Source organism: Streptomyces sp. NPDC058751 (genome assembly GCF_042746485.1).
Classification (GTDB): Bacteria; Actinomycetota; Actinomycetes; order Streptomycetales; family Streptomycetaceae; genus Streptomyces.
On record NZ_JBHYPZ010000027.1, the window covers coordinates 71,878 to 90,475 of the forward strand.

An 18,598-nucleotide genomic window follows, 5' to 3' on the forward strand; every position below is an offset into this window, starting at 1 on the left:
GGCCCCACGACTTCCCACCCACGACTCGACCCCACCCCGCGACCGGTCCCGGTCACGACGAACAGCCGACGAAAAGGAGCCTTCTCCATGCCACCCGCCGCTCGCGTCGGCGATCCCACCGGCCACCCGGGGACGGTGGGCCCGCCCGGCGCGCCCACCGTCCTCATCGGCGGCATGCCCGCCGCCACCGTGGGCACCACCCACGTCTGCGCCTTCCCGCCGCCCGCCGTGCACCCGCCGTCCGTGATCATTCCGCCGGGGTGCCCCACCGTTCTGATCAACGGCAAGCCCGCAGCCCGCATGGGCGACACCGCCGCCTGCGGGGCTCCGATCGTCGCGGGCTGCCCGACCGTCCTGATCGGCGGGTGACCGGCTGATGGGACAGCAGTTCGTCGGCGCGGGCTGGGCGTTCCCGCCGCGCACCGACGCCACCGGGAGCATCGCCCTGGTGCGCGGCGAGCGGGAGATCGAGGAGTCGATCCGGCTCGTGCTCGCCACCTCCCCCGGGGAGCGCCCCATGCGGCCGGAGTTCGGCTGCGCCATCCACGACTACGTGTTCGCCCCCGCCGACGCCGGCACCGCGGGCCAGGTCGCCTACGAGATCCGGCTCGCCCTGGACCGGTGGGAGCCGCGGATCGAGGTCGTGGGCATCGACGTCCGGTTCGACGCGGTGGAGGACGGCGTGCTGTACATCGACATCAGCTACACCGTGCGGGGCACGAACGACCCCCGCAACCTCGTGTTCCCGTTCTATGTGATTCCCGCGCACGAGGAAGGTACGGGCCCGTGACGCTGCCCAGCCCCAATCTCGACGACCGGCGGTTCCAGGGGCTCGTCGACGACGCCAAGCGATTCGTCCAGCAGCGTTGTCCCGAGTGGTCCGACCACAACGTCTCCGATCCGGGCGTGACCCTGATCGAGGCCTTCGCCACGATGGTCGACCAGCTCCTCTACCGCCTCAACCGCGTACCGGAGAAGAACTACCTGGCCTTCCTCGACCTGATCGGCGTCCGGCTGCACCCGCCCACCGCCGCGCGTACGGACGTCACGTTCTGGCTGTCCGCGCCGCAGCCCGAGGCCGTCCGGGTCAAGGCCGGCACCGAGGTCGCCACCGTGCGCACCGAGACCGAGGAGGCGGTGGTGTTCACCACCGTCCGCGACCTGCCGGTCGTGCCGTGCGAGCTGGCCCGGCTGGCCACCTGTCCCGCCGGAGGCGGAGCCGACGACCGTACGCAGGAACTCGCCCTCGGCCGTGACGTGCCCTGCTTCGACGAGGAGCCGGTCCCCGGCGACGCCCTGTACGTCGGCCTCACCAACCCCGTTCCGGCCGGGGTCGTCGTGCTGCGCCTGGACTGCCGGGTCGACGGCGTCGGCGTCGACCCGAGGCGCCCGCCGCTGCGCTGGGAGGCGTGGAACGGCACGGCCTGGGCGCGCTGCGACGTGGAGGAGGACAGCACCGGCGGCTTCAACCGCCCCGGCCAGGTGGTCCTGCACCTGCCGGGCGACCACGCGGAGTCCACGATCGCGCGCCAGACCGCGGGCTGGGTGCGCTGTCGGCTGGTCCCCGCAGAGCCGGACCAGCCCACCTACCTGCAGTCGCCGACCATCCGCGAGGCCGAGGCCTTCACCATCGGCGCCACGGTCGAGGCCGTGCACGCGGAAACGGTGACGGACGAGGTCCTGGGTCTGTCCGAGGGAGTGCCCGGCCAGTCCTTCCAGATCGCCCGGCCCCCCGTCGTCCCGGGCGACGAACCGTTCGTCGTGGAGGTGGCGGACGGCTCCGACTGGTCGCGGTGGCAGCGTGTCGACGACTTCGCCCACTCGGGCCCCGGCGACCGGCACCTGACGCTGGACCCGAACTCCGGCAGGGTCGACTTCGGCCCGGCCGTCCGCGAGCCGGACGGGACGGTCCGCCACTACGGTGCCGTGCCCGCCAAGGGCACCCCGGTGCGGATCCGCTCCTACCGGACCGGCGGCGGCAGCCGGGGCAACGTCGCCAAGGGGACGCTGCGGATGCTGCGCACCTCGCTGCCGTTCGTCGCGCGGGCCGAGAACCGGCGGGCCGCCGTCGGCGGGGTCGACGGGGAGAGCGTGGAGAGCGCCAAGGTCCGCGGCCCCATGACACTGAGCACCCTGCACCGGGCGGTCGTCCCGCGCGACTACGAGGTGCTGGCGCGGGAGGTCGCCCCGGACGCGGCGCGGGTCGCCTGCGTACCCGCGGGGGAGGGCGAGGAGGGCGGCGTACGGCTGCTGCTCGTGCCCGCCGTGCAGGGCGACGCACAGGGACGGCTGCGCTTCGACGACCTGGTGCCGCCCCGGGAGACGCTGCGCAGCCTCGCCGACTACCTGGACCAGCGCCGTCCCATCGGCACCCGGCTGGTGGTCGAGCCGCCCTACTACCAGGGCGTCACCGTCGTGGCGTCCGTGCTGGCGGCCCGCGGCGCGGCGGCGGAACCGGTCCGCACCGCGGCGCTGGCCGCCCTGTACGGGTATTTCAACCCGGTCACCGGAGGCCCGAGCGGACAGGGCTGGCCGTTCGGGCGGCCGGTCCACGCCGGTGAGGTGTACGCCGTCCTGCAACGGGTGCCGGGCGTCGACCTCGTCGAGGACGTCAGGCTCTTCCCGGCCGACCCGCTGACCGGGCAGCGCGCCGAACCGGTCACCAGGCTCGTGCTCGACCCGCACGCCCTCGTCTTCTCCTACGAGCACCAACTCCGAATGCGGGAGGCCTGAATGCGCGGAACAGTCGAGGGACTGCCCACGCCCCACCCACTCATCTACCAGCTCCCCGCCGTGTACCTGGGGGAGGACTTCGTCCAGCGGTTCCTCGGGGCGCTGGACGACGTGCTCGCGCCGGTGCTGCTGACCATCGACAACCTCCCCGCCCATCTGGACCCGCGAACCGCCCCGGAGGACTTCCTGGAGTGGACGGGCGCGTGGGTGGCCGTGGATCCGGCCCCCGGTCGGTCGGCCGGACAGCGCAGGGCCGCGGTCCTCGGGGCGATGCGACGGCACCGCAGGCGGGGAACGATGGGCGGACTCGCCGAAGCCGTACGGCTGGAGTTCGGCACGGAGGCGGAGATCGAGGAGACGGGCGGGACGTCGTGGTCCGAGACGGCGCACAGCCCCCTGCCCGGGGAGACCGGTGCCGCGCCCCGGGTCACCGTACGGGTGCGGGTCGCCGACCCGGACGCGGCGGGCGCGGAACGGCTGCGGCGGCTGGTGGCCGGTGAGGTGCCGGCGCACGTCGGGTACGACACGGAACTGCTGCCCCTGAAGGAGGCGTCATGAGCGGTCCCGCCGGACCGGCCTGCCCGGACTGCGGCCACCACAACGCGCCGGGCGCGGCGTTCTGCGCGTCCTGCAACGCCTTCCTCGAGTGGGAGCAGGGCGGCGCCGGCTCCGCCGAGGGCGGCCAGGCTCCGGCGACGGCGCCCGTCGCGGCCGTCGCGGAGCCCGCGGTCGCCGGACCGACGGGGCCGGCTCCGGTGGCACCGGGCCCCGTGACACCGGACGCGAACGGTTCCGTGCCGTCCGTCCGGACGGCGGCGGCCGGCCGTCCCGCGCCGGAGCCGACGGCCACCCGGACCGATCCCGCCCCGTCCCGGCCGGAGACCCCGGTACCCGTTCCCCCGCGGCCCAGGACACCACCGCCCGGTTCCGCACCGGAGCAGGCCGCCCCGGGTCCGGCGGTCCCGTCCGTCCCCGCGGGACCGGCCGAACCGGTCCGGCCCCGGACACCCACGGAACGCGGGGCCTCCGGCACCGTACGGCGGCCCGGTGAGCGGCCGGCGGACCCGGACGACCTGCCCGCGTCACCGGACGAGCGGGACACCACCGCGCCCGCGCCCCCGGCCCACGACCTGATCTGTCCGGTCTGCGCCCAGGCCAACCCGCGCACCCGCACCCTGTGCGTTCGCTGCGGCGCCGTTCTCGACGCGGCCGTGGCGGAGGAGGAACGGCTCTCGTGGTGGGCGCGACTGCTGCGGCGGCTGCGCCGCCGCCCGCCGCGCCCGCTCGCGGCCGGGCAGCGTCCCCGGGTCCGGGCATGGCGCCGGCCGAGCCTCGCGATCCCGCTCACGCTGGCCCTCCTGCTCGGCGGTGGCTACTTCGCCCGGCCCCACGTGAGCGGTCTCATCGACGGCCTCCGGAACCGGACGGCCAAACCCACCCCCGTCAACCCGAAGTTCGCGGAGGCGTCCAGCCACCTGAAGAACCACGGGCCGAACCTCGCCTTCGACGGGGCGAACAACACCTACTGGGCGCCCGCGCCGGCCGGCGCGGGCGCGGGGGAGGAGCTGGAGGCACGCTTCGAGGAGCCCGTCACGCTCACGCAGCTCATCATCCACACCGGGGTGTCGGTCAACAAGGACGAGTTCCTCAAACAGGCCAGGCCCTCCGTCCTCGAGGTCGAACTGGGCGGCCCGGACGGTGATGTGGAGAAGAGGCGGCTCGAACTGGAGGACAAGCCCGGGCCGCAGACGCTGGACCTCGAGGGGAAGAACGTCAGCTCGGTGCGGTTCGTCGTCCGGTCCGGTTACGGAACCGAGGCGAAGAACCGGCACACGGCGATCCTGGAGGTCGAGTTCTTCGGACTGCGATGACATCGGTACGGGACGCCCGTCACCAGGGCGTCCCCTCGTGACGGCGTCAGGCCCGCGACGCGCGGCGGCGCAGGGGTCCGGCGGCCGCGCGCCCCTGCGCCGGCCGCTACGTCGGATGGGGGAGCACTCCGGACGGCGGGATGCCCAGGGAGGCCAGCATCGCCGAGTAGCCGTTGCGGGCCCGCGCGCTGTCGGCCGCGAGCCCGGCGGTGTCGCACGCCTGGATCAGCACCCGCCACGCGGCGTCGCGGTGCCCGTCGATCTCCAGGCAGCGTTCGGCCGCGTCCGCCGCCTCCACGGGCCGGTTCTGGCCGAGGCGTATCTCGGCCAGGGACACGGCCGCGCCGGCCGCTTCCCGGCGCAGCCGTTCCCGGTCGGCGACCACCCACTCGGCCTGTCCGTCCCCGGGCAGCAGCTCACCCGCGTAGTGGTCCAGAGCGGTGCGGAACGCGTCGGCCGCCTCCTCCGGCCGTCTCTGCGCCCGGGATCTTCGGCCGTCGCGCACCGCACGCTCGAACGCCGCGACATCGCTCACGTCACCGGGCACCAGCACCAGCCGGTAGGAGTCGCCCTGGCGCGCGATGAGCCGCGAACCGCCCCTGGGGCGTTCCGGTTCCAGGAAGGAACGCAGACTGGAAACCGTCACCTGGAGGTTGTGCAGGGTGGACGGGGTCGTCACCCCGTCCCAGAACGCGAGCAGCAGATGGTCACGGTGGACCGCCTGCCCGGCGCGCACGGCGAGGAGCCGCAGCAGCGCCTGTGCCCTGGGGCGCAGCTTGGCCCAGTCGTGCGCGCGCCCGGCCAGGGCGAACTCGAAGCCGCCGAGGCAGCGCACCGTCAGACCCGGCACCGACGGCGCCTCGTGGGCGCGCGGTGGCGCGGTGGTGTGCTGCCCGCCGACCCTGGTTCTTCCGGCCGTCACCGCGCCGTCCCCGGCCTGGCCGGCGGGGGACGCGAGGGCGGTGAGCCAGGAGCGCAGCCCGGACACCGGCAGCCGCGCGGACCGGGCCGTCGACCAGGCGGCCTCCTGCAACTCGGCCCGGTCCGCCGCGTCGGGCGTCGCCATGGCCATCGCGCCGATGGCCAGCGCACGGGCGCCGGGTACACCCGCCGACCGGGCGAACGCTTCCGCCTGGGCGGCGCGCTGTTCCGCGTCCGGCAGGTCGTGCGCGGCCTCCACGACGGCGAGGGCGGCCCGGCCCCACGCCTCCAGCGTGCCCCAGCCCAGTGCCCGGAACCGCCGCACGGCCTCCTCCAGCTCGCCGATGGCGGGGCGCCCCCGCCACACCGAGCGCAGGCACACGGCCGACGCGGCGAGCGCCGCCCCTTCGGCGTCGCCGAGACGGGTGCACTCGTCCAGCACGACGGCCGGCTGCCCGGCGTCCTCGGGGTGGGGCCCCAGGCCCAGCAGGCACCGGGCGGCACGGCTCAGCCACAGCAGGTCCAGCCGCTCGGCGTCGTACGCGATCCGCTGGAGCTCCGGGTAGGGGACCGTCCCGGCCGGGCCTTCGGCCAGCACGGCCAGCACCGCCCGTACCAACTGCCCGGACAGGACGACCAGGGCGTCTTCCGTCGCCTCGGCCAAGGCCCGGCGCACGGTGTCACCGGCCGTCCCGTCACCGGACAGGGCGGCGGCGACGCCCTGGACGAGGAGGGCGGCGGAGCCGCCGGAGCCGGCCCCGGTGACGTGCCCGCCGGAGCGGCCGGGGAACACGTCCGGGGAGCCCGCGACGACGGCGCGCAGCGGGTCGGCCCAGTCGACGGTCCCGGGACGACGGCGCACCGCCGGGGGCGGCGGGTCCTGCTGACCGCCGGCATCGGCCCGGCCGCGCAGCCGCGTGAGTTCGACGTCGGTCAGCGCCTGGGTGAGCCGCGCGCGTAGACATGCGCGGAGCAGGGGTTCGGCGACGTACGTCCGTCCGTCCGGGGCGGCGCGCAGGACCCCGTGCTCGTGGGCCAGGGAGTACAGCATCTCGGCGCTGTCGGTCCGGCCGGTCAGCGCGTGGCAGGCTTCGGCGGTGAGCCGGTTCAGCAGACAGGTCTCCGCCAGGAAACGTCCGAGACGGCCGGGGAGCGGGGCGAGCACCTCCCGCTCCAGGTATTCGCGGCCGAACGACCCGTCGGCCAGGATCTGCTCCTGACCCGCGTCGGGGTCGGCCGCCACGGCTCTGCCGAACAGTCTCAGCATCGCGGCCCGGCCGCCGGTGGCCCGGACCAGTGGCACCGCGATTCCAGGGCGCAGAGCCGTGCCGTAGAGGCGCGGGAACAGATGCTCGACCTCCCAGGAGCGGAAACGCAGCGCGTCGGCGTTCACCACCGTCGCGCTCGACGCCTCCATCGAGGCCACCGGTGACCCGGCCGCGGGGCGCGTTCCGATCAGGACCAGTGGGTGCGGCAGTGCCAGCTGGCCGAGCCGGACCGCGAGCGCCTGCGCGGCCGACGAGAGCAGGTGCATGTCATCGATGACGATCAGCCGTCCGGCCGCTCCGCCGTCCCCGGTGTCCCGGCGCCGCGGCGCCTGCCGGATCGCGCCGGACGCGCCGACGAGCTCCGCCGGCGTGTCCGGCGGGTACCCGAGTGCGGTCAGCAACTCCCGCCGGCCGGCGCCGGGCCGGGCCTGGTACCACGTCACCGGGCCCGGATGGGCCCTGGCCGCCTGCGCCAGCAGCGCGGTCTTGCCGAAGCCGGGCGGGGCGACCACCAGACCCGACGGGCAATGGGTGAACTGCTCGGTCAGACGGCCCCGGGGCATGGTCTCGGAGGCCGGTATACGGAACGTGGTCCACTGCTGCGCCGGTAAAAGACTCGTCATATGTCTTGATCTCCGTGTACCGGGCGCTCTGACGCGAGTGTCCCGTTTCGGCTATTTCTTCTTTTGTGCTGTTTTTGATATTTCAATACCGCCAGGTTACGCGGTGTGGGGCTTGTGTGTTCGTGGGGTGTCATTTTCGTGCTTTCCCTCATTCGGCGTGCCCGGAAACGGCGGACGGCAAAGAGAATCCCGTATCCAGGACCGGGGGAACGGCCGATTCGACAGCGCCACGGACGGCCGCCGGTTTCAGGGCCGCGGCCAGCGCCGGAGGAACGTCCGGGCCGAGCGGTCCTGAGGGGCGTCCGGGGTCAGCGGACCAGCCAGGTCAGCATCGCCGTCACCAGGTACAGGACGACCGCCGAAACCCAGACGACGAGGCGCGTCGGCCGCGAAGACCCGGCCGGAGCCCCTTCCCGTCCTTCCTGTGACAGCAGCGCGTCCGCGAACGCCCGCGCGGTTCGCGGACGGTCCTCGGGGTCCATGGACAGCGCGGCGCGAAGGAGCGCGTCGATGCCCTCCGGAACCCCCGGCTCCCTGGGGACCGCCGGCAGCGAAGACACCGACGCCCGCTTCTCCGCGGGGGCCAGTCGACCGCCCGAGCCGAACGGCTTTCGCCCGGTGAGCAGTTCGAACGTCACGACGCCGAGGGCGTACACGTCGGCCCGGCCGTCGAACCCGCCGGTCTGGAAGGCCTGTTCGGGCGCCATGTACGCGGGAGTGCCGGTGGTCACGGTCAGCCCCGACGCGTCGGCGAGCCGTTTCGCGCTGCCGAGGTCCGCGACGAGAACGGCAGCGGGCGTGCGGCCGGTGTCGAGCAGGAGGTTCGACGGCTTGACGTCGCGGTGGACGACGCCCGCGTCATGAAGCGCCTGAACGGCGTATCCGGCCTCGGCCGCCAGACGGAGCGCCTCGGTGGGCCGGCAGTGCCCGATCCGCTCGGCCAGCGTGCCGCCCCGGACGTGGTCCATGACGAAGTAGGGCCGGTCGTCCTGGACACCGACGTCGTGGACCCGTACGACACGTGGGCTGGAGATCCTTCGGAGCAGCCTCGCCTCCGCCAGGAACCGTTCTCGCACATCCGCGTTCGACGCCCAGTTGTCGGCCAGCACCTTGACCGCGACGTCCGTGTCGAACTCGGGGTCGTACGCCCTCCAGACGGTGGCGAACGAACCGGCTCCCAGCCTGTCCTCGAGGAGGTAACGACCCAGCTTCTGCATGTGGCACCATTCTGCCCGAGGTGCCGGGGGGCTCTGAACTCCGGTGCGGCCGCATGGGACTTGAAGCCGGCACGGAACGGAAACGGAAGACGGCAGGGTGATCGAAGAAGACGAGCTGGCAGAGCTCGTGACGTCCGCGCGGGCGGGTGACCGGGCGTCCATGGACCGCCTCCTCGTCAGGCTCCGGCCCAGGGTCATGCGCCGTTGCTCCCGGCTTCTTCCGCACCACGCCGACGCCGAAGAGGCCGCCCAGGACGCCCTGCTCTCCATCAGCACACATCTGCACGAGTACAGCGGGCGGGGCTCGTTCCTCGGGTGGGTGACGGTGATCGCCTCGAACGCCGCCAGGTCCACGTACCGCTCGATGCGCCGGCGCGCGGAGGACAGTCATGCCGTCGTTCCCGACGGTGTCGACCCTCGGACGACGAGCGTCATCGCGGGGACCCGCCTGGACCTCATGGAGTCGCTGGCCGCGCTCGAGGAGCGACATCCGGCCCTGGTGGAATCCTTCGTGCTCCGCGATCTCGGCGACCTGACCTATCTTCAGGTCGCCGAGATCACCGGCGCTCCCCTGGGCACGGTCAAGGACCGCATCCATCAGGCCCGCCGCTTCATGCGGGACCGCCTCGACGCCGGTTCCTGACACACCCCAACTTTCCACCCCCAACCCGCATCGGCCCCGCAGGAGCCGGGAGGTGCAGTCGTGCGAGCCCGGACGATCGTCGTCATCCTGGCGGTGGCCGCCGGGCTCGGTCTGCTGACCGGCCGTTTCGTCCTGCCCGCCCGCTCGGCTCCGGCGGCGGCGCACGGCGCCGCGCCGTCCTCGCCGGTGAGCGGTTCTCCCGCGCCGAAGCCCGCCGACGGGCCCGTGACCGACCGGCATCTGCTGGCGGCGGCCGAGTTCGAGGAGGTCGGGGTCACCCGGCGCATCCGCGTGCGCGACCGTGTCGGGGACGGCCACTACGCCAACGCGGCCTGCGCCGGGGAGAAGACCCTCGAGCAGACCCTGGGAGAGCAGGACGCGCACTTCCGCGGTCTGGTGACGACCGGGAGAACGGACGACAGCGATCCCACGCTGGCGGTCGACGCCGAGGACCAGGTCGCGCGCGAGGTCGCCGCTGAGGCCAGAACCCCCGCCCTGGCCCAGAACTACGCCCAGCGCCTCCTGCTGGAGCAGGTGCCGTGCCAGGAGGCGACGCCCTCTCACTGGGTCTACGGGCCGACACACACGATCGACGTCGCCGCGGGCATCACCGCGAGCTGGCTGGGTTCTTACGACGGCGACCTGAACACCACGGGAACCGCACCACGGGGCGAGGAGCCGTGCGGAGGCATCGCCATCCTCCGCAACGGCTCGCACTACGGCGTTCTGGAGGTCGACGCCTGCCTGGACACGGCCGCGATGACGCGCATCGTCCGTGCGGCGGTGACACGGCTGTGAGACGGTCCCGGCCCCGTCGGCAGAGGTGACGTGGCTCACGTCGATCGAGGCGGGCAGCCATCCAACTTCCGCCGTACGCGCTGCATCTCATGGGTGTACGAGGACGCGAACCGCGTCGTGATCACACAGGGGATGAAATGTTCGACAACCAGGCAACCGGCAAGAAGCTCTCGTGTCGCGGTCGTACCGCGGCAGTCGCAACCTCCGTCGGTGCCGCTCTGCTCGCCGTCGGCATCGGTATGACTCCCGCCGCCGCGGACACGAGCTCGCCGAGCCGGGTGGCAACGGCCCCGACCGCCAGGAGCGCTGCGCCCGGCCTCGGATCCGACAACCTGATCCAGAGCGACGACTTCTTCCAGCAGGGCCTGATGCCGGTCGGCGCGAGCGTGGACCTGACCGGCAAGCAGGCTCTCTCGGCGTGTTCCGGGGAGACGACGATGCGCACGCTCACCAAGGGGAGCGCGAGCGCCTACGCCGGTGTGACCTGGGCCTTCGACAGCAGCGGCTCCTCCCTCACCGAATCCGTCGCGGACGGTTCCACCGACGCGTCGGCGGTCTCCTACGAGAACCAGCTGAACAAGGTGGTGCGCGGTTGCCAGAACGAGCCGGCCGGTCACTGGTACTACGGTCAGGGGCACGCGATCACCGTCCCGGCCGGCGGGGGCACGTGGTATCCGGCCTTCGACGGCGACGGCAAGGTCGCCGGTGGCGTCGCGGTGATCCGTAGCGGTCACAGGTTCGGCATCGTCGAACTCACCGGTCAGCCCAGCGACGACCCCGGATACATGAAGGGCATGGCCGCCGTCGCGATCAACCGGCTGGCCGACTGATCCCTGCGCCACGGCGGACTTCCCGCGGTGTCCCGCAGGCGCCGCCGCGCCCTTTCCGACCCGCTGTGCCGCGGGTCGGAAAGGGGCGCGGCGGCATCCGTCCGTCACATGTTGATCATGTGGCCGGCCAGTCCGTGGACGGCCTCCTTGACCGCCTCTCCGAGCGTCGGGTGCCCGTGCACGTTGCGCGCGACCTCGTGGACCGTCAGGTCCCACTGCTGAGCGAGCGTCAGTTCCGGCAGCAGTTCGGTGACTTCGGGGCCGATCAGATGGGCGCCGAGGAGTTCGCCGTGGCGCGCGTCACTGAGGATCTTGACGAATCCCGCCGTCTCGCCCAGGCCGTGGGACTTCCCGTTCGCCGTGAACGGGAACTTCGCCACCTTGACGTCGAAGCCCCTCTCGCGCGCCTGTGCCTCGGTCCAGCCGAAGCTGGCGATCTGCGGCTGGCAGTAGGTCGCCCGCGGGATCATGACGTAGTCGAGTTCCATCGTCTCCGCGTCGGCGATCGTCTCGGCCGCCACGATGCCCATCGACTCGGCCGCGTGGGCGAGCATCAGCTTCGCCGTCACGTCGCCGATGGCGTAGATGTGCGGCACGCTCGTACGGCAGCGGGCGTCGATGTCGATCGCGCCGCGGTCGGTGAGCTTCACACCGGTGTTCTCCAGCCCGTAGCCCTGCACGCGCGGCTGGAAGCCGATCGCCTGGAGCACCTTGCCGGCCTCCAGCGTCTGCCGCTGCCCGCCCGTGGTCACCATGACCTTGACCGCGTCCCCGGAGTCGTCGATCGCCTCGACGCGCGTCGACGTGAGCACGTTGACGCCGAGCCGCTTGTAACGGCGGGCCAGTTCGGCGGAGACCTCCTCGTCCTCCAACGGGACGATCCGGTCGAGGAATTCGACGAGGGTGACCTGGACGCCGTAGTTGTGGAGCACGTAGGCGAACTCCACGCCGATGGCGCCGGCGCCCGCGATGACGATGCTGTCCGGGAGGGTGTCCGACAGGATCTGCTCCTCGTACGTCACCACGCGCTCGCTCAGTGAGGTTCCGGGGAGCAGCTTGGTGGTGGCGCCGGCGGCGATGATGCAGTTGCCGAAGGTGACCGTCTCGGAGCCGCCGTCGGTCAGGGCGACGTCCAGTGTGCGCTCGTCGCGGAAGGTGCCCCGGCCGGTGTACTGCGTGATCTTGTTCTTCTTCATCAGGTAGTGGACGCCCTTGACACGTCCGTCCGCCACCTTGCGACTGCGCGTGAAGGCCGCGCCGTAGTCGAAGCTCACCTCACCGTTCACCTGGATGCCGAAGGTCTTGGCCTCCTGGGTGAAGATGTGCGCTAGCTCGGCGTTGCGCAGCAGAGCCTTGGACGGGATGCACCCCACGTTGAGGCACACACCGCCCCAGTACTTCTCCTCGATGATCGCCGTGCTGAGTCCGAGCTGGGCCGCCCGGATCGCCGCGACATATCCTCCCGGGCCGGCGCCCAGGACCACCACGTCAAAGTGTGCGCTCATGACCTTCAGCCTAGAACGCCCCCGCCCCGGTGACGTGGCGAGCGCGGCCGTGAGGGCTCCGGGAACGCGTACGGGCCGGCCCCCGAGAGGGGGCCGGCCCGTACGTCAGGCGACGTCGGACGGTGTCAGGCGACGTCGGACGGCGTCGGACCTCACACGAGGTCGAACCGGTCCAGGTTCATGACCTTGTCCCAGGCGGCGACGAAGTCCTTCACGAACTTCTCCTTCGCGTCGTCGCTCGCGTAGACCTCGGCGAGCGCGCGCAGCTCGGAGTTCGAGCCGAAGACCAGGTCGGCACGGGTGCCGGTCCACTTGGCCTCGCCCGTGGCGGCGTCGCGGCCCACGAAGGTGTGCTGGTCCTCGGAGGTGGACTTCCAGGTCGTGCCCAGGTCGAGCAGGTTGACGAAGAAGTCGTTGGTCAGCACGCCCGGGGTGGCGGTGAACACGCCGTGGGCGGACTGGCCGGTGTTGGCGCCGAGCACCCGCAGGCCGCCGACGAGGGCGGTGGTCTCGGGAGCGCTCAGGGTGAGCAGGTTCGCCTTGTCGAGCAGCAGGTACTCGGCCGGCAGGCGGGTGCCCTTGCCGACGTAGTTGCGGAAGCCGTCCCAGGCCGGCTCCAGCGCGGCGAACGACTCGGCGTCCGTGTGCTCCTCGGTCGCGTCCACCCGGCCCGGGGTGAAGGGGACCTCCACGTCGAAGCCCGCGTCCTTGGCGGCCTTCTCGACCGCGGCGGCACCGCCGAGGACGATCAGGTCGGCCAGGGAGACCTTCTTGGCGCCGGAGTTGAACTCCGCCTGGACGCCCTCGAGGACGCTCAGGACGTGACGCAGCTGGTCGGGGTCGTTGGCCTCCCAGCCGCGCTGCGGCTCCAGGCGGATGCGGGCGCCGTTGGCGCCGCCGCGCTTGTCGCTGCCGCGGAAGGTGGACGCGGACGCCCACGCGGTGGACACGAGCTGGGAGACGGACAGGCCGGACTCCAGCAGCTTGGCCTTGAGCGCCGTGACGTCGGCGGCGTCGACGCCCTCGCCCTCCGCCTGCGGCAGCGGGTCCTGCCAGAGCAGGGTCTCCGCCGGGACCTCCGGGCCGAGGTACAGCGACTTCGGGCCCATGTCACGGTGGGTCAGCTTGTACCAGGCGCGGGCGAAGGCGTCCGCGAACTCGGCCGGGTTCTCGTGGAAGCGGCGCGAGATCTCGCCGTAGACCGGGTCGAAGCGCAGCGACAGGTCGGTGGTGAGCATCGTGGGGAGGCGCTTCTTCGAGGGGTCGTGCGCGTCCGGGATGATCGCCTCGGCGTCCTTGGCCACCCACTGCTTGGCGCCGGCCGGGGACTCGGACGGCTCCCACTCGTAGCCGAAGAGGATGTCGAAGAAGTCGTTGCTCCACTGGGTGGGCTTGGTGGTCCAGGTGACCTCCAGGCCCGAGGTGATGGCGTCCCCGCCCTTGCCGGTGCCGAAGCTGTTCTTCCAGCCCAGGCCCTGCTCCTCCATGGTGGCGGCCTCGGGGTCGGCGCCGACGCTCTCCGCCGGGCCCGCGCCGTGGGTCTTGCCGAAGGTGTGGCCACCGGCGATGAGGGCGACGGTCTCCTCGTCGTTCATCGCCATGCGGCGGAACGTCTCACGGATGTCGCGGGCCGCGGCGATCGGGTCCGGGTTGCCGTTCGGGCCCTCGGGGTTGACGTAGATGAGGCCCATCTGGACGGCGCCGAGCGGGTTCTCCAGCTCGCGGTCGCCGGTGTAGCGCTGGTCGTCGAGCCAGACGCTCTCGGGACCCCAGTACACGTCCTCGTCGGCCTCCCAGACGTCGGCGCGGCCGCCGCCGAAGCCGAAGGTCTCGAAGCCCATCTGCTCCAGCGCGACGTTGCCCGTGAGGATCATGAGGTCGGCCCAGGAGATGGACTGGCCGTACTTCTTCTTGACCGGCCACAGCAGACGGCGGGCCTTGTCGAGGTTGCCGTTGTCCGGCCAGCTGTTCAGCGGCGCGAAGCGCTGCTGCCCGCGGCCGCCACCGCCGCGGCCGTCGCTGATGCGGTAGGTGCCGGCGCTGTGCCAGGCCATACGGACCATCAGCGGGCCGTAGTTGCCGAAGTCCGCGGGCCACCAGTCCTGCGAGGTGGTCAGCACCTCGGCGATGTCCTGCTTCACGGCCGCGAGGTCGAGGTTGCCGAACGCCTCGGCGTAGTCGAAGTCCGCGCCGAGCGGGTTCGCCACCACGGGGTCCTTGGCGAGGATCTTCAGGTTGAGACGGTCCGGCCACCACTGGCGGTTTCCGCCGCCCTGGGTGGGGTGCGGAGCGCGGTCGTGCGCGACCGGGCAGCCGCCTGCGGCCTCCGTTTTCGCGTCGGTGACGATCGCGTCGTGGTTCTCAGACATGGGAATCCTTCCGGATGGGCCGGTCTCGGTGCTCAGCGACTACTGGTGGGGGGAACAGCCGGGGCGGGGCCCCGGCGGCCGGCCCCGGAACCGCCGACGTGGTCGACGGGGAGGCCGTTGTTTTCGGACGATAACGAGCAAAGGGGACGGTTCGTCGCGCGTCCGGAGGCGGGGATGTCGTACGCGGCTCGCACCGGACCGGCTGGACCGGTCCGACACGGGGTACGCATCCCGCCACGGCGAGCGGACGGAGGGCTGGGTGCGACGTGCGGGGAGGTGTGGCGCAGGGCTGCCCGTCACGGCGGCGGTCGCGCCGCCGCCGGGGCCGCCCCGGGCTCCGGGAGCCTCCCGGGCCGCGTGTCACGGCGGCCGTCACGCGCAGGCCGGCGCCGCGTGGTTCCACGGCGGTGGTCCCGACATCTGTGTCTCTCCTGCTCGTGCCGAAGTGTTCTTGTCCCTTGGCCAGTGCCGAAACAGATCCTACAATGGACAGAGTCCAAGTCAAGATGAACACCAGGCCCATATTCGATCGGACCCAGGATGCGCCCCGATAAACTGCGGGTCCCACTGATCCCGAAAAGGTGAACCGACATGAGTGACCTGCTGGAGCGACTGCGAGGACGCGGCTGGCGCATGACTTCCCAGCGGCGTGTCGTTGCGGAGGTCCTCGACGGCGACCACGTGCACCTCACGGCCGACGAGGTGCACGCCCGCGCGGCCGAGCGGCTGCCCGAGATCTCCCGGGCGACCGTCTACAACGCCCTGGGCGAGCTGGTCCTGCTCGGCGAGGTCATCGAGGTCTCCACCGACGGCCGCGCCAAGCGCTACGACCCCAACGCGCACCGCCCGCACCAGCATCTGGTGTGCTCCGCCTGCGGCACCGTCCGCGACGTCCACCCGACCGGCGACCCGCTGGCCGACCTCCCGGCGACGGAACGGTTCGGTTTCACGGTGGCCGCCGTCGAGGTCACGTACCGGGGGCTGTGCCCTTCGTGCGCCTAGCGCCTGCCCGGCACCGGGGCCTTGTGTCCGGGGCCTGCCGCGGCGCCAGGACCTGGCCTAGGCTTCGGACATGATCAAGAGCGAGCGGGACCTCTCACCGGCGATACGGATCCGGCCGGGCGGCCCCGCCGACGAGCCGGTCATCCTGGACATGCTCGACAGAGCGGTGATCTGGATGAACGCCCGGGGCAACACCGAGCAGTGGGGCACGACCCCGTACTCGAGGACGGCGGGCGGGGCCGAGCGCGTGCGGCGGTACCTGACCGAGAACGCGCCCTTCGTCGCGGAGGCCGGCGGAACACCCGTGGGAGCCATGGTCCTCGACACCGGGCCCAGTCCGCAGATGCCGATCGAGGCCGCCGGAGAACCCGAGCGGTACGTCCGGCTGCTGGTGTCCGACCGCCGGTACGCCGGGCACGGCATCGGGGCGGCGCTGCTGGCCCACGCCGCCGAGGAGACGCGGCGGGCCGGCGTCGGACTGCTCAGGGTCGACTGCTGGGCGGGCGGCGGGGGTGAGCTGGTCGCGTTCTACGAGCGCCAGGGATTCACCCCCGCCGAACGGTTCCTGTCCGGAACCTGGCCGGGCCGGGTGCTGACCCGGCGGATCGACGCACCGCCACGTGATCCGAACGACAGGCTCTAGCGGTCAGACGAGGTAGTCGGCGACGAGTTCGGCGAACTCCTCGGGTGCCGCGAGCCTGACCCCGAGCGTCTCGGCCTTGGCGCGCTTGGACCCGGCGCCCTCACCGGCGACGACCAGCGTCGTCCTCTTCGACACGCTGGAGGAGGAACGGCCCCCGGCGCGCTCGATCAGCTCGTTCATCTGGTTGCGGCTGAGCGCCTCCAGGGCCCCCGTCATCGCGCCGGTGACCACCACCGTCATCCCGGCCAGCGGCCCGCCCGCCGTCTCGTCCTCCTCCGCGTCCGGACCGTCCTCGCCGGGCGCGGCGGGCGGAGTCGCCCCGGGCTCGGTCATGTTGACCCCGGCGGCGACGAGCCTGTCGATGAGCGGGGCGAGTTCGGCCAGCTCCGCGACGATCGAGGGAGCCTTCTCCGTGCCGATGCCCTCGACCTGCTGCATCGTTTCCGCATCCGCCGCGCGTATGGCGTCCATGGTGGCGAAGTACCGCGCGATGCGCCGGGACATGGAGCGGCCGGTACCGCGGACACCGAGCGCGCACAGCACCCGGGACAGAGGTCTGCCCTTGGCCGTCCCGATCGCCGCGAGGAGGTTGTCCGTACTGGTCTCGCCCATCCGTTCCAGGCCGAGGAGCTGCTCGCGGGTCAGGTCGAACAGACCGGCGAGATCGGCGACCAGACCGGCCTCGACGAGCTGGACGACCCGTGTGTGTCCGAGGCCCTCGATGTCGAGCTGGTCGCGGCCCGCCGCGTACGAGAGCGCGGCGACAAGACGGCAGTTGCGGCCCTGCTCGCAGCGCCAGCGCTGTTCGCTGGTGTCGATGGCGGATCCGCAGTTCGGGCACGCCTCGGGGAAGAGGATGGGCTGTTCCTCGCCGGTGCGCAGATGGGCGACGGGCGCTTCGACGCGGGGGATGACGTCGCCGGCGCGGTGGACCATCACATGGTCGCCGAGACGCAGATCGCGACGCGTGATGTCCGCCGGGTTGTGCAGGGTGGCGTACGTGATGGTGGAGCCGTCGATCTCGACCGGTTCCAGCACCGCGCGCGGGGCGACGATGCCGGTGCGGCCCACGTTCCACTCGACCGCCAGCAGCCGGGTGATCTTCTCGACGGCCGGGAGCTTGTACGCGATCGCCCAGCGCGGCGCGCGTGAACCGGACCCCGCGGCCCGCTGGTCGGCCGCGAGGTCCGCCTTGACGACGATCCCGTCGATGCCGAACGGCAGCTCGGCGCGCAGCGCCCCGATCTCCTGGACGCGGGTCAGGACCTGCTCGGTGGTCGCCGCCGTGATGCCGGGGACGGCCGTGCTCGCGGTGGTGTTCACGCCCAGCTCGGCGGCGCGCGCCATGAGTTCGCTGTGCGCGAGCTCGTCCAGCCGGGCGGCCGTACCGGTGTCGGTGCCGGGCGTCGGCAGCAGTCCGTAGCCGAAGAAGGTCATCGGAACGGTGTAGGCGCGCTCCTTGGCGCGCAGCGTGCCCGCCGCGGCGTTGCGGGGGTTGGCGAAGGGCTGTCCGCCGTGCTCGGTGCGCACCTCGTTGGCGTGCTCGAACTGCGCCGTCGTCATGAGGACTTCGCCGCGGACCTCCAGGGTGAGCGGCTCGGTGAGCTCACGGGGCAGGCCCTCGATCGTCCCTATGGCGTGCGAGACGTCCTCACCGGCCGTGCCGTCCCCGCGGGTGATCAGCCGGGTGAGCCGGCCCTGGCGGTAGCGCGCGGCGACGGCCAGGCCGTCGAGCTTCGGCTCGACGCTGTAACGCTCCACCTCATGCCCGGTCCGGCGGGCCAGCGACGCCGTCCAGGCGGTGAACTCCTCGGACGAGAAGACGTTGTCCAGGCTCAGCATCGGCACCGTGTGCGGGACGTCGCCCTCGACGGCGCCGCCCGCGACCTTCCCGCTCGGCGAGTCGGGCAGCACCTGATCGGGATGCTCGGCCTCCCACGCGGCGATGCCCCGTACCAGCCGGTCGTACGCGTCGTCGTCCAGCGCGGACGTGCCGCCCCCGTAGTAGGCGGCCGACGCCTTCACCGCGTCCTCGACCGCCTGCGCGTAGGCGACGGCATCCACGATCACTGCAACAGGTGTTGTCATACCCGCCATCCTGCCTGCCACCACTGACAACGCCCTCCGGCAGGAGTCTGCGGGGCACGAGGTGCGGTCGATGACGGTGCCCGAGCA

At 72.4% G+C, this 18,598-nt stretch carries 15 protein-coding genes; 10 read left to right on the forward strand and 5 right to left on the reverse strand.

Annotation, left to right across the window (positions count from 1 at the left end):
• The first annotated feature begins 87 nt into the window (after window positions 1–87).
• Genes ACFW6B_RS24480 through ACFW6B_RS24500 form a run of 5 tightly spaced genes read left to right on the forward strand, consistent with a single transcriptional unit; the run spans window position 88 to window position 4,604 of the window.
• Window positions 88–369, forward strand: coding sequence for a PAAR domain-containing protein (locus ACFW6B_RS24480; protein ID WP_103553587.1), 282 nt, complete (start codon window positions 88–90; stop codon window positions 367–369).
• Between the two features lie 7 nt (window positions 370–376).
• Complete coding sequence (locus ACFW6B_RS24485; RefSeq protein ID WP_103553588.1) at window positions 377–790, forward strand: GPW/gp25 family protein; 414 nt, start codon at window positions 377–379, stop codon at window positions 788–790.
• Entirely contained in the window at window positions 787–2,733 is a 1,947-nt protein-coding gene (locus ACFW6B_RS24490; RefSeq protein ID WP_386598730.1) for a putative baseplate assembly protein, read from the forward strand. The genes ACFW6B_RS24485 and ACFW6B_RS24490 overlap by 4 nt, the downstream gene beginning before the upstream one ends.
• On the forward strand, window positions 2,734–3,291 hold the full coding sequence (locus ACFW6B_RS24495; RefSeq protein ID WP_386598732.1) for a phage tail protein: 558 nt from the start codon (window positions 2,734–2,736) through the stop codon (window positions 3,289–3,291).
• Window positions 3,288–4,604, forward strand: a complete 1,317-nt coding sequence (locus ACFW6B_RS24500; RefSeq protein WP_386598733.1) for an NADase-type glycan-binding domain-containing protein — start codon at window positions 3,288–3,290, stop codon at window positions 4,602–4,604. Before ACFW6B_RS24495 ends, ACFW6B_RS24500 begins: the two co-directional genes overlap by 4 nt.
• A 106-nt stretch (window positions 4,605–4,710) precedes the next feature.
• Here the strand turns inward: ACFW6B_RS24500 and ACFW6B_RS24505 are convergent, their stop codons facing one another.
• A complete protein-coding gene (locus ACFW6B_RS24505) occupies window positions 4,711–7,416 on the reverse strand; it encodes a BTAD domain-containing putative transcriptional regulator (protein ID WP_386598735.1) in 2,706 nt (901 codons plus the stop codon).
• A gap of 308 nt (window positions 7,417–7,724) precedes the next feature.
• Complete coding sequence (locus tag ACFW6B_RS24510) at window positions 7,725–8,633, reverse strand: serine/threonine-protein kinase (protein ID WP_386598738.1); 909 nt, start codon at window positions 8,631–8,633, stop codon at window positions 7,725–7,727.
• Window positions 8,634–8,730: 97 nt separating this feature from the next.
• Between ACFW6B_RS24510 and ACFW6B_RS24515 the strand changes: the two genes are divergently transcribed.
• From ACFW6B_RS24515 to ACFW6B_RS24525, 3 genes are all read left to right on the forward strand, one after another.
• Window positions 8,731–9,276: an RNA polymerase sigma factor gene (locus tag ACFW6B_RS24515; protein ID WP_386598740.1), complete on the forward strand. Its 546-nt coding sequence runs from the start codon at window positions 8,731–8,733 to the stop codon at window positions 9,274–9,276.
• Window positions 9,277–9,336: 60 nt separating this feature from the next.
• The gene (locus ACFW6B_RS24520) at window positions 9,337–10,074 is read left to right on the forward strand and encodes a hypothetical protein (protein ID WP_386598742.1); all 738 of its coding nucleotides are present in this window, start codon (window positions 9,337–9,339) and stop codon (window positions 10,072–10,074) included.
• Between the two features lie 137 nt (window positions 10,075–10,211).
• The gene (locus tag ACFW6B_RS24525; protein WP_386598743.1) at window positions 10,212–10,904 is read left to right on the forward strand and encodes a hypothetical protein; all 693 of its coding nucleotides are present in this window, start codon (window positions 10,212–10,214) and stop codon (window positions 10,902–10,904) included.
• A gap of 104 nt (window positions 10,905–11,008) precedes the next feature.
• Here the strand turns inward: ACFW6B_RS24525 and lpdA are convergent, their stop codons facing one another.
• Together lpdA and katG are read right to left on the reverse strand one after the other, a co-directional pair.
• Entirely contained in the window at window positions 11,009–12,409 is a 1,401-nt protein-coding gene (gene lpdA, locus ACFW6B_RS24530) for a dihydrolipoyl dehydrogenase (RefSeq protein WP_386598745.1), read from the reverse strand.
• A gap of 152 nt (window positions 12,410–12,561) precedes the next feature.
• Complete coding sequence (gene katG / locus ACFW6B_RS24535) at window positions 12,562–14,778, reverse strand: catalase/peroxidase HPI (RefSeq protein WP_386598747.1); 2,217 nt, start codon at window positions 14,776–14,778, stop codon at window positions 12,562–12,564.
• Window positions 14,779–15,369: 591 nt separating this feature from the next.
• Here katG and ACFW6B_RS24540 point away from each other — a divergent pair.
• Window positions 15,370–15,780, forward strand: coding sequence for a Fur family transcriptional regulator (locus ACFW6B_RS24540; RefSeq protein ID WP_386598750.1), 411 nt, complete (start codon window positions 15,370–15,372; stop codon window positions 15,778–15,780).
• Window positions 15,781–15,850: 70 nt separating this feature from the next.
• Window positions 15,851–16,423 (forward strand): GNAT family N-acetyltransferase, encoded by a 573-nt coding sequence (locus ACFW6B_RS24545; protein WP_386598752.1) that lies wholly within the window; start codon window positions 15,851–15,853, stop codon window positions 16,421–16,423.
• Between the two features lie 3 nt (window positions 16,424–16,426).
• On the opposite strand, the gene ligA is transcribed toward ACFW6B_RS24545, so the two are convergent.
• Window positions 16,427–18,520 (reverse strand): NAD-dependent DNA ligase LigA, encoded by a 2,094-nt coding sequence (ligA, locus tag ACFW6B_RS24550; RefSeq protein ID WP_386598754.1) that lies wholly within the window; start codon window positions 18,518–18,520, stop codon window positions 16,427–16,429.
• Window positions 18,521–18,598 lie beyond the last annotated feature (78 nt).

Coding starts and splice junctions, on each gene's coding strand:
- ACFW6B_RS24480 (WP_103553587.1), top strand. CDS start 88: ATGCCACCCGCCGCTCGCGTCGGCGATCCCACCGGCCACCCGGGGACG.
- ACFW6B_RS24485 (WP_103553588.1), top strand. CDS start 377: ATGGGACAGCAGTTCGTCGGCGCGGGCTGGGCGTTCCCGCCGCGCACC.
- ACFW6B_RS24495 (WP_386598732.1), top strand. CDS start 2,734: ATGCGCGGAACAGTCGAGGGACTGCCCACGCCCCACCCACTCATCTAC.
- ACFW6B_RS24500 (WP_386598733.1), top strand. CDS start 3,288: ATGAGCGGTCCCGCCGGACCGGCCTGCCCGGACTGCGGCCACCACAAC.
- ACFW6B_RS24505 (WP_386598735.1), bottom strand. CDS start 7,416: ATGACGAGTCTTTTACCGGCGCAGCAGTGGACCACGTTCCGTATACCG.
- ACFW6B_RS24510 (WP_386598738.1), bottom strand. CDS start 8,633: ATGCAGAAGCTGGGTCGTTACCTCCTCGAGGACAGGCTGGGAGCCGGT.
- ACFW6B_RS24525 (WP_386598743.1), top strand. CDS start 10,212: ATGTTCGACAACCAGGCAACCGGCAAGAAGCTCTCGTGTCGCGGTCGT.
- lpdA (WP_386598745.1), bottom strand. CDS start 12,409: ATGAGCGCACACTTTGACGTGGTGGTCCTGGGCGCCGGCCCGGGAGGA.
- katG (WP_386598747.1), bottom strand. CDS start 14,778: ATGTCTGAGAACCACGACGCGATCGTCACCGACGCGAAAACGGAGGCC.
- ACFW6B_RS24540 (WP_386598750.1), top strand. CDS start 15,370: ATGAGTGACCTGCTGGAGCGACTGCGAGGACGCGGCTGGCGCATGACT.
- ACFW6B_RS24545 (WP_386598752.1), top strand. CDS start 15,851: ATGATCAAGAGCGAGCGGGACCTCTCACCGGCGATACGGATCCGGCCG.
- ligA (WP_386598754.1), bottom strand. CDS start 18,520: ATGGCGGGTATGACAACACCTGTTGCAGTGATCGTGGATGCCGTCGCC.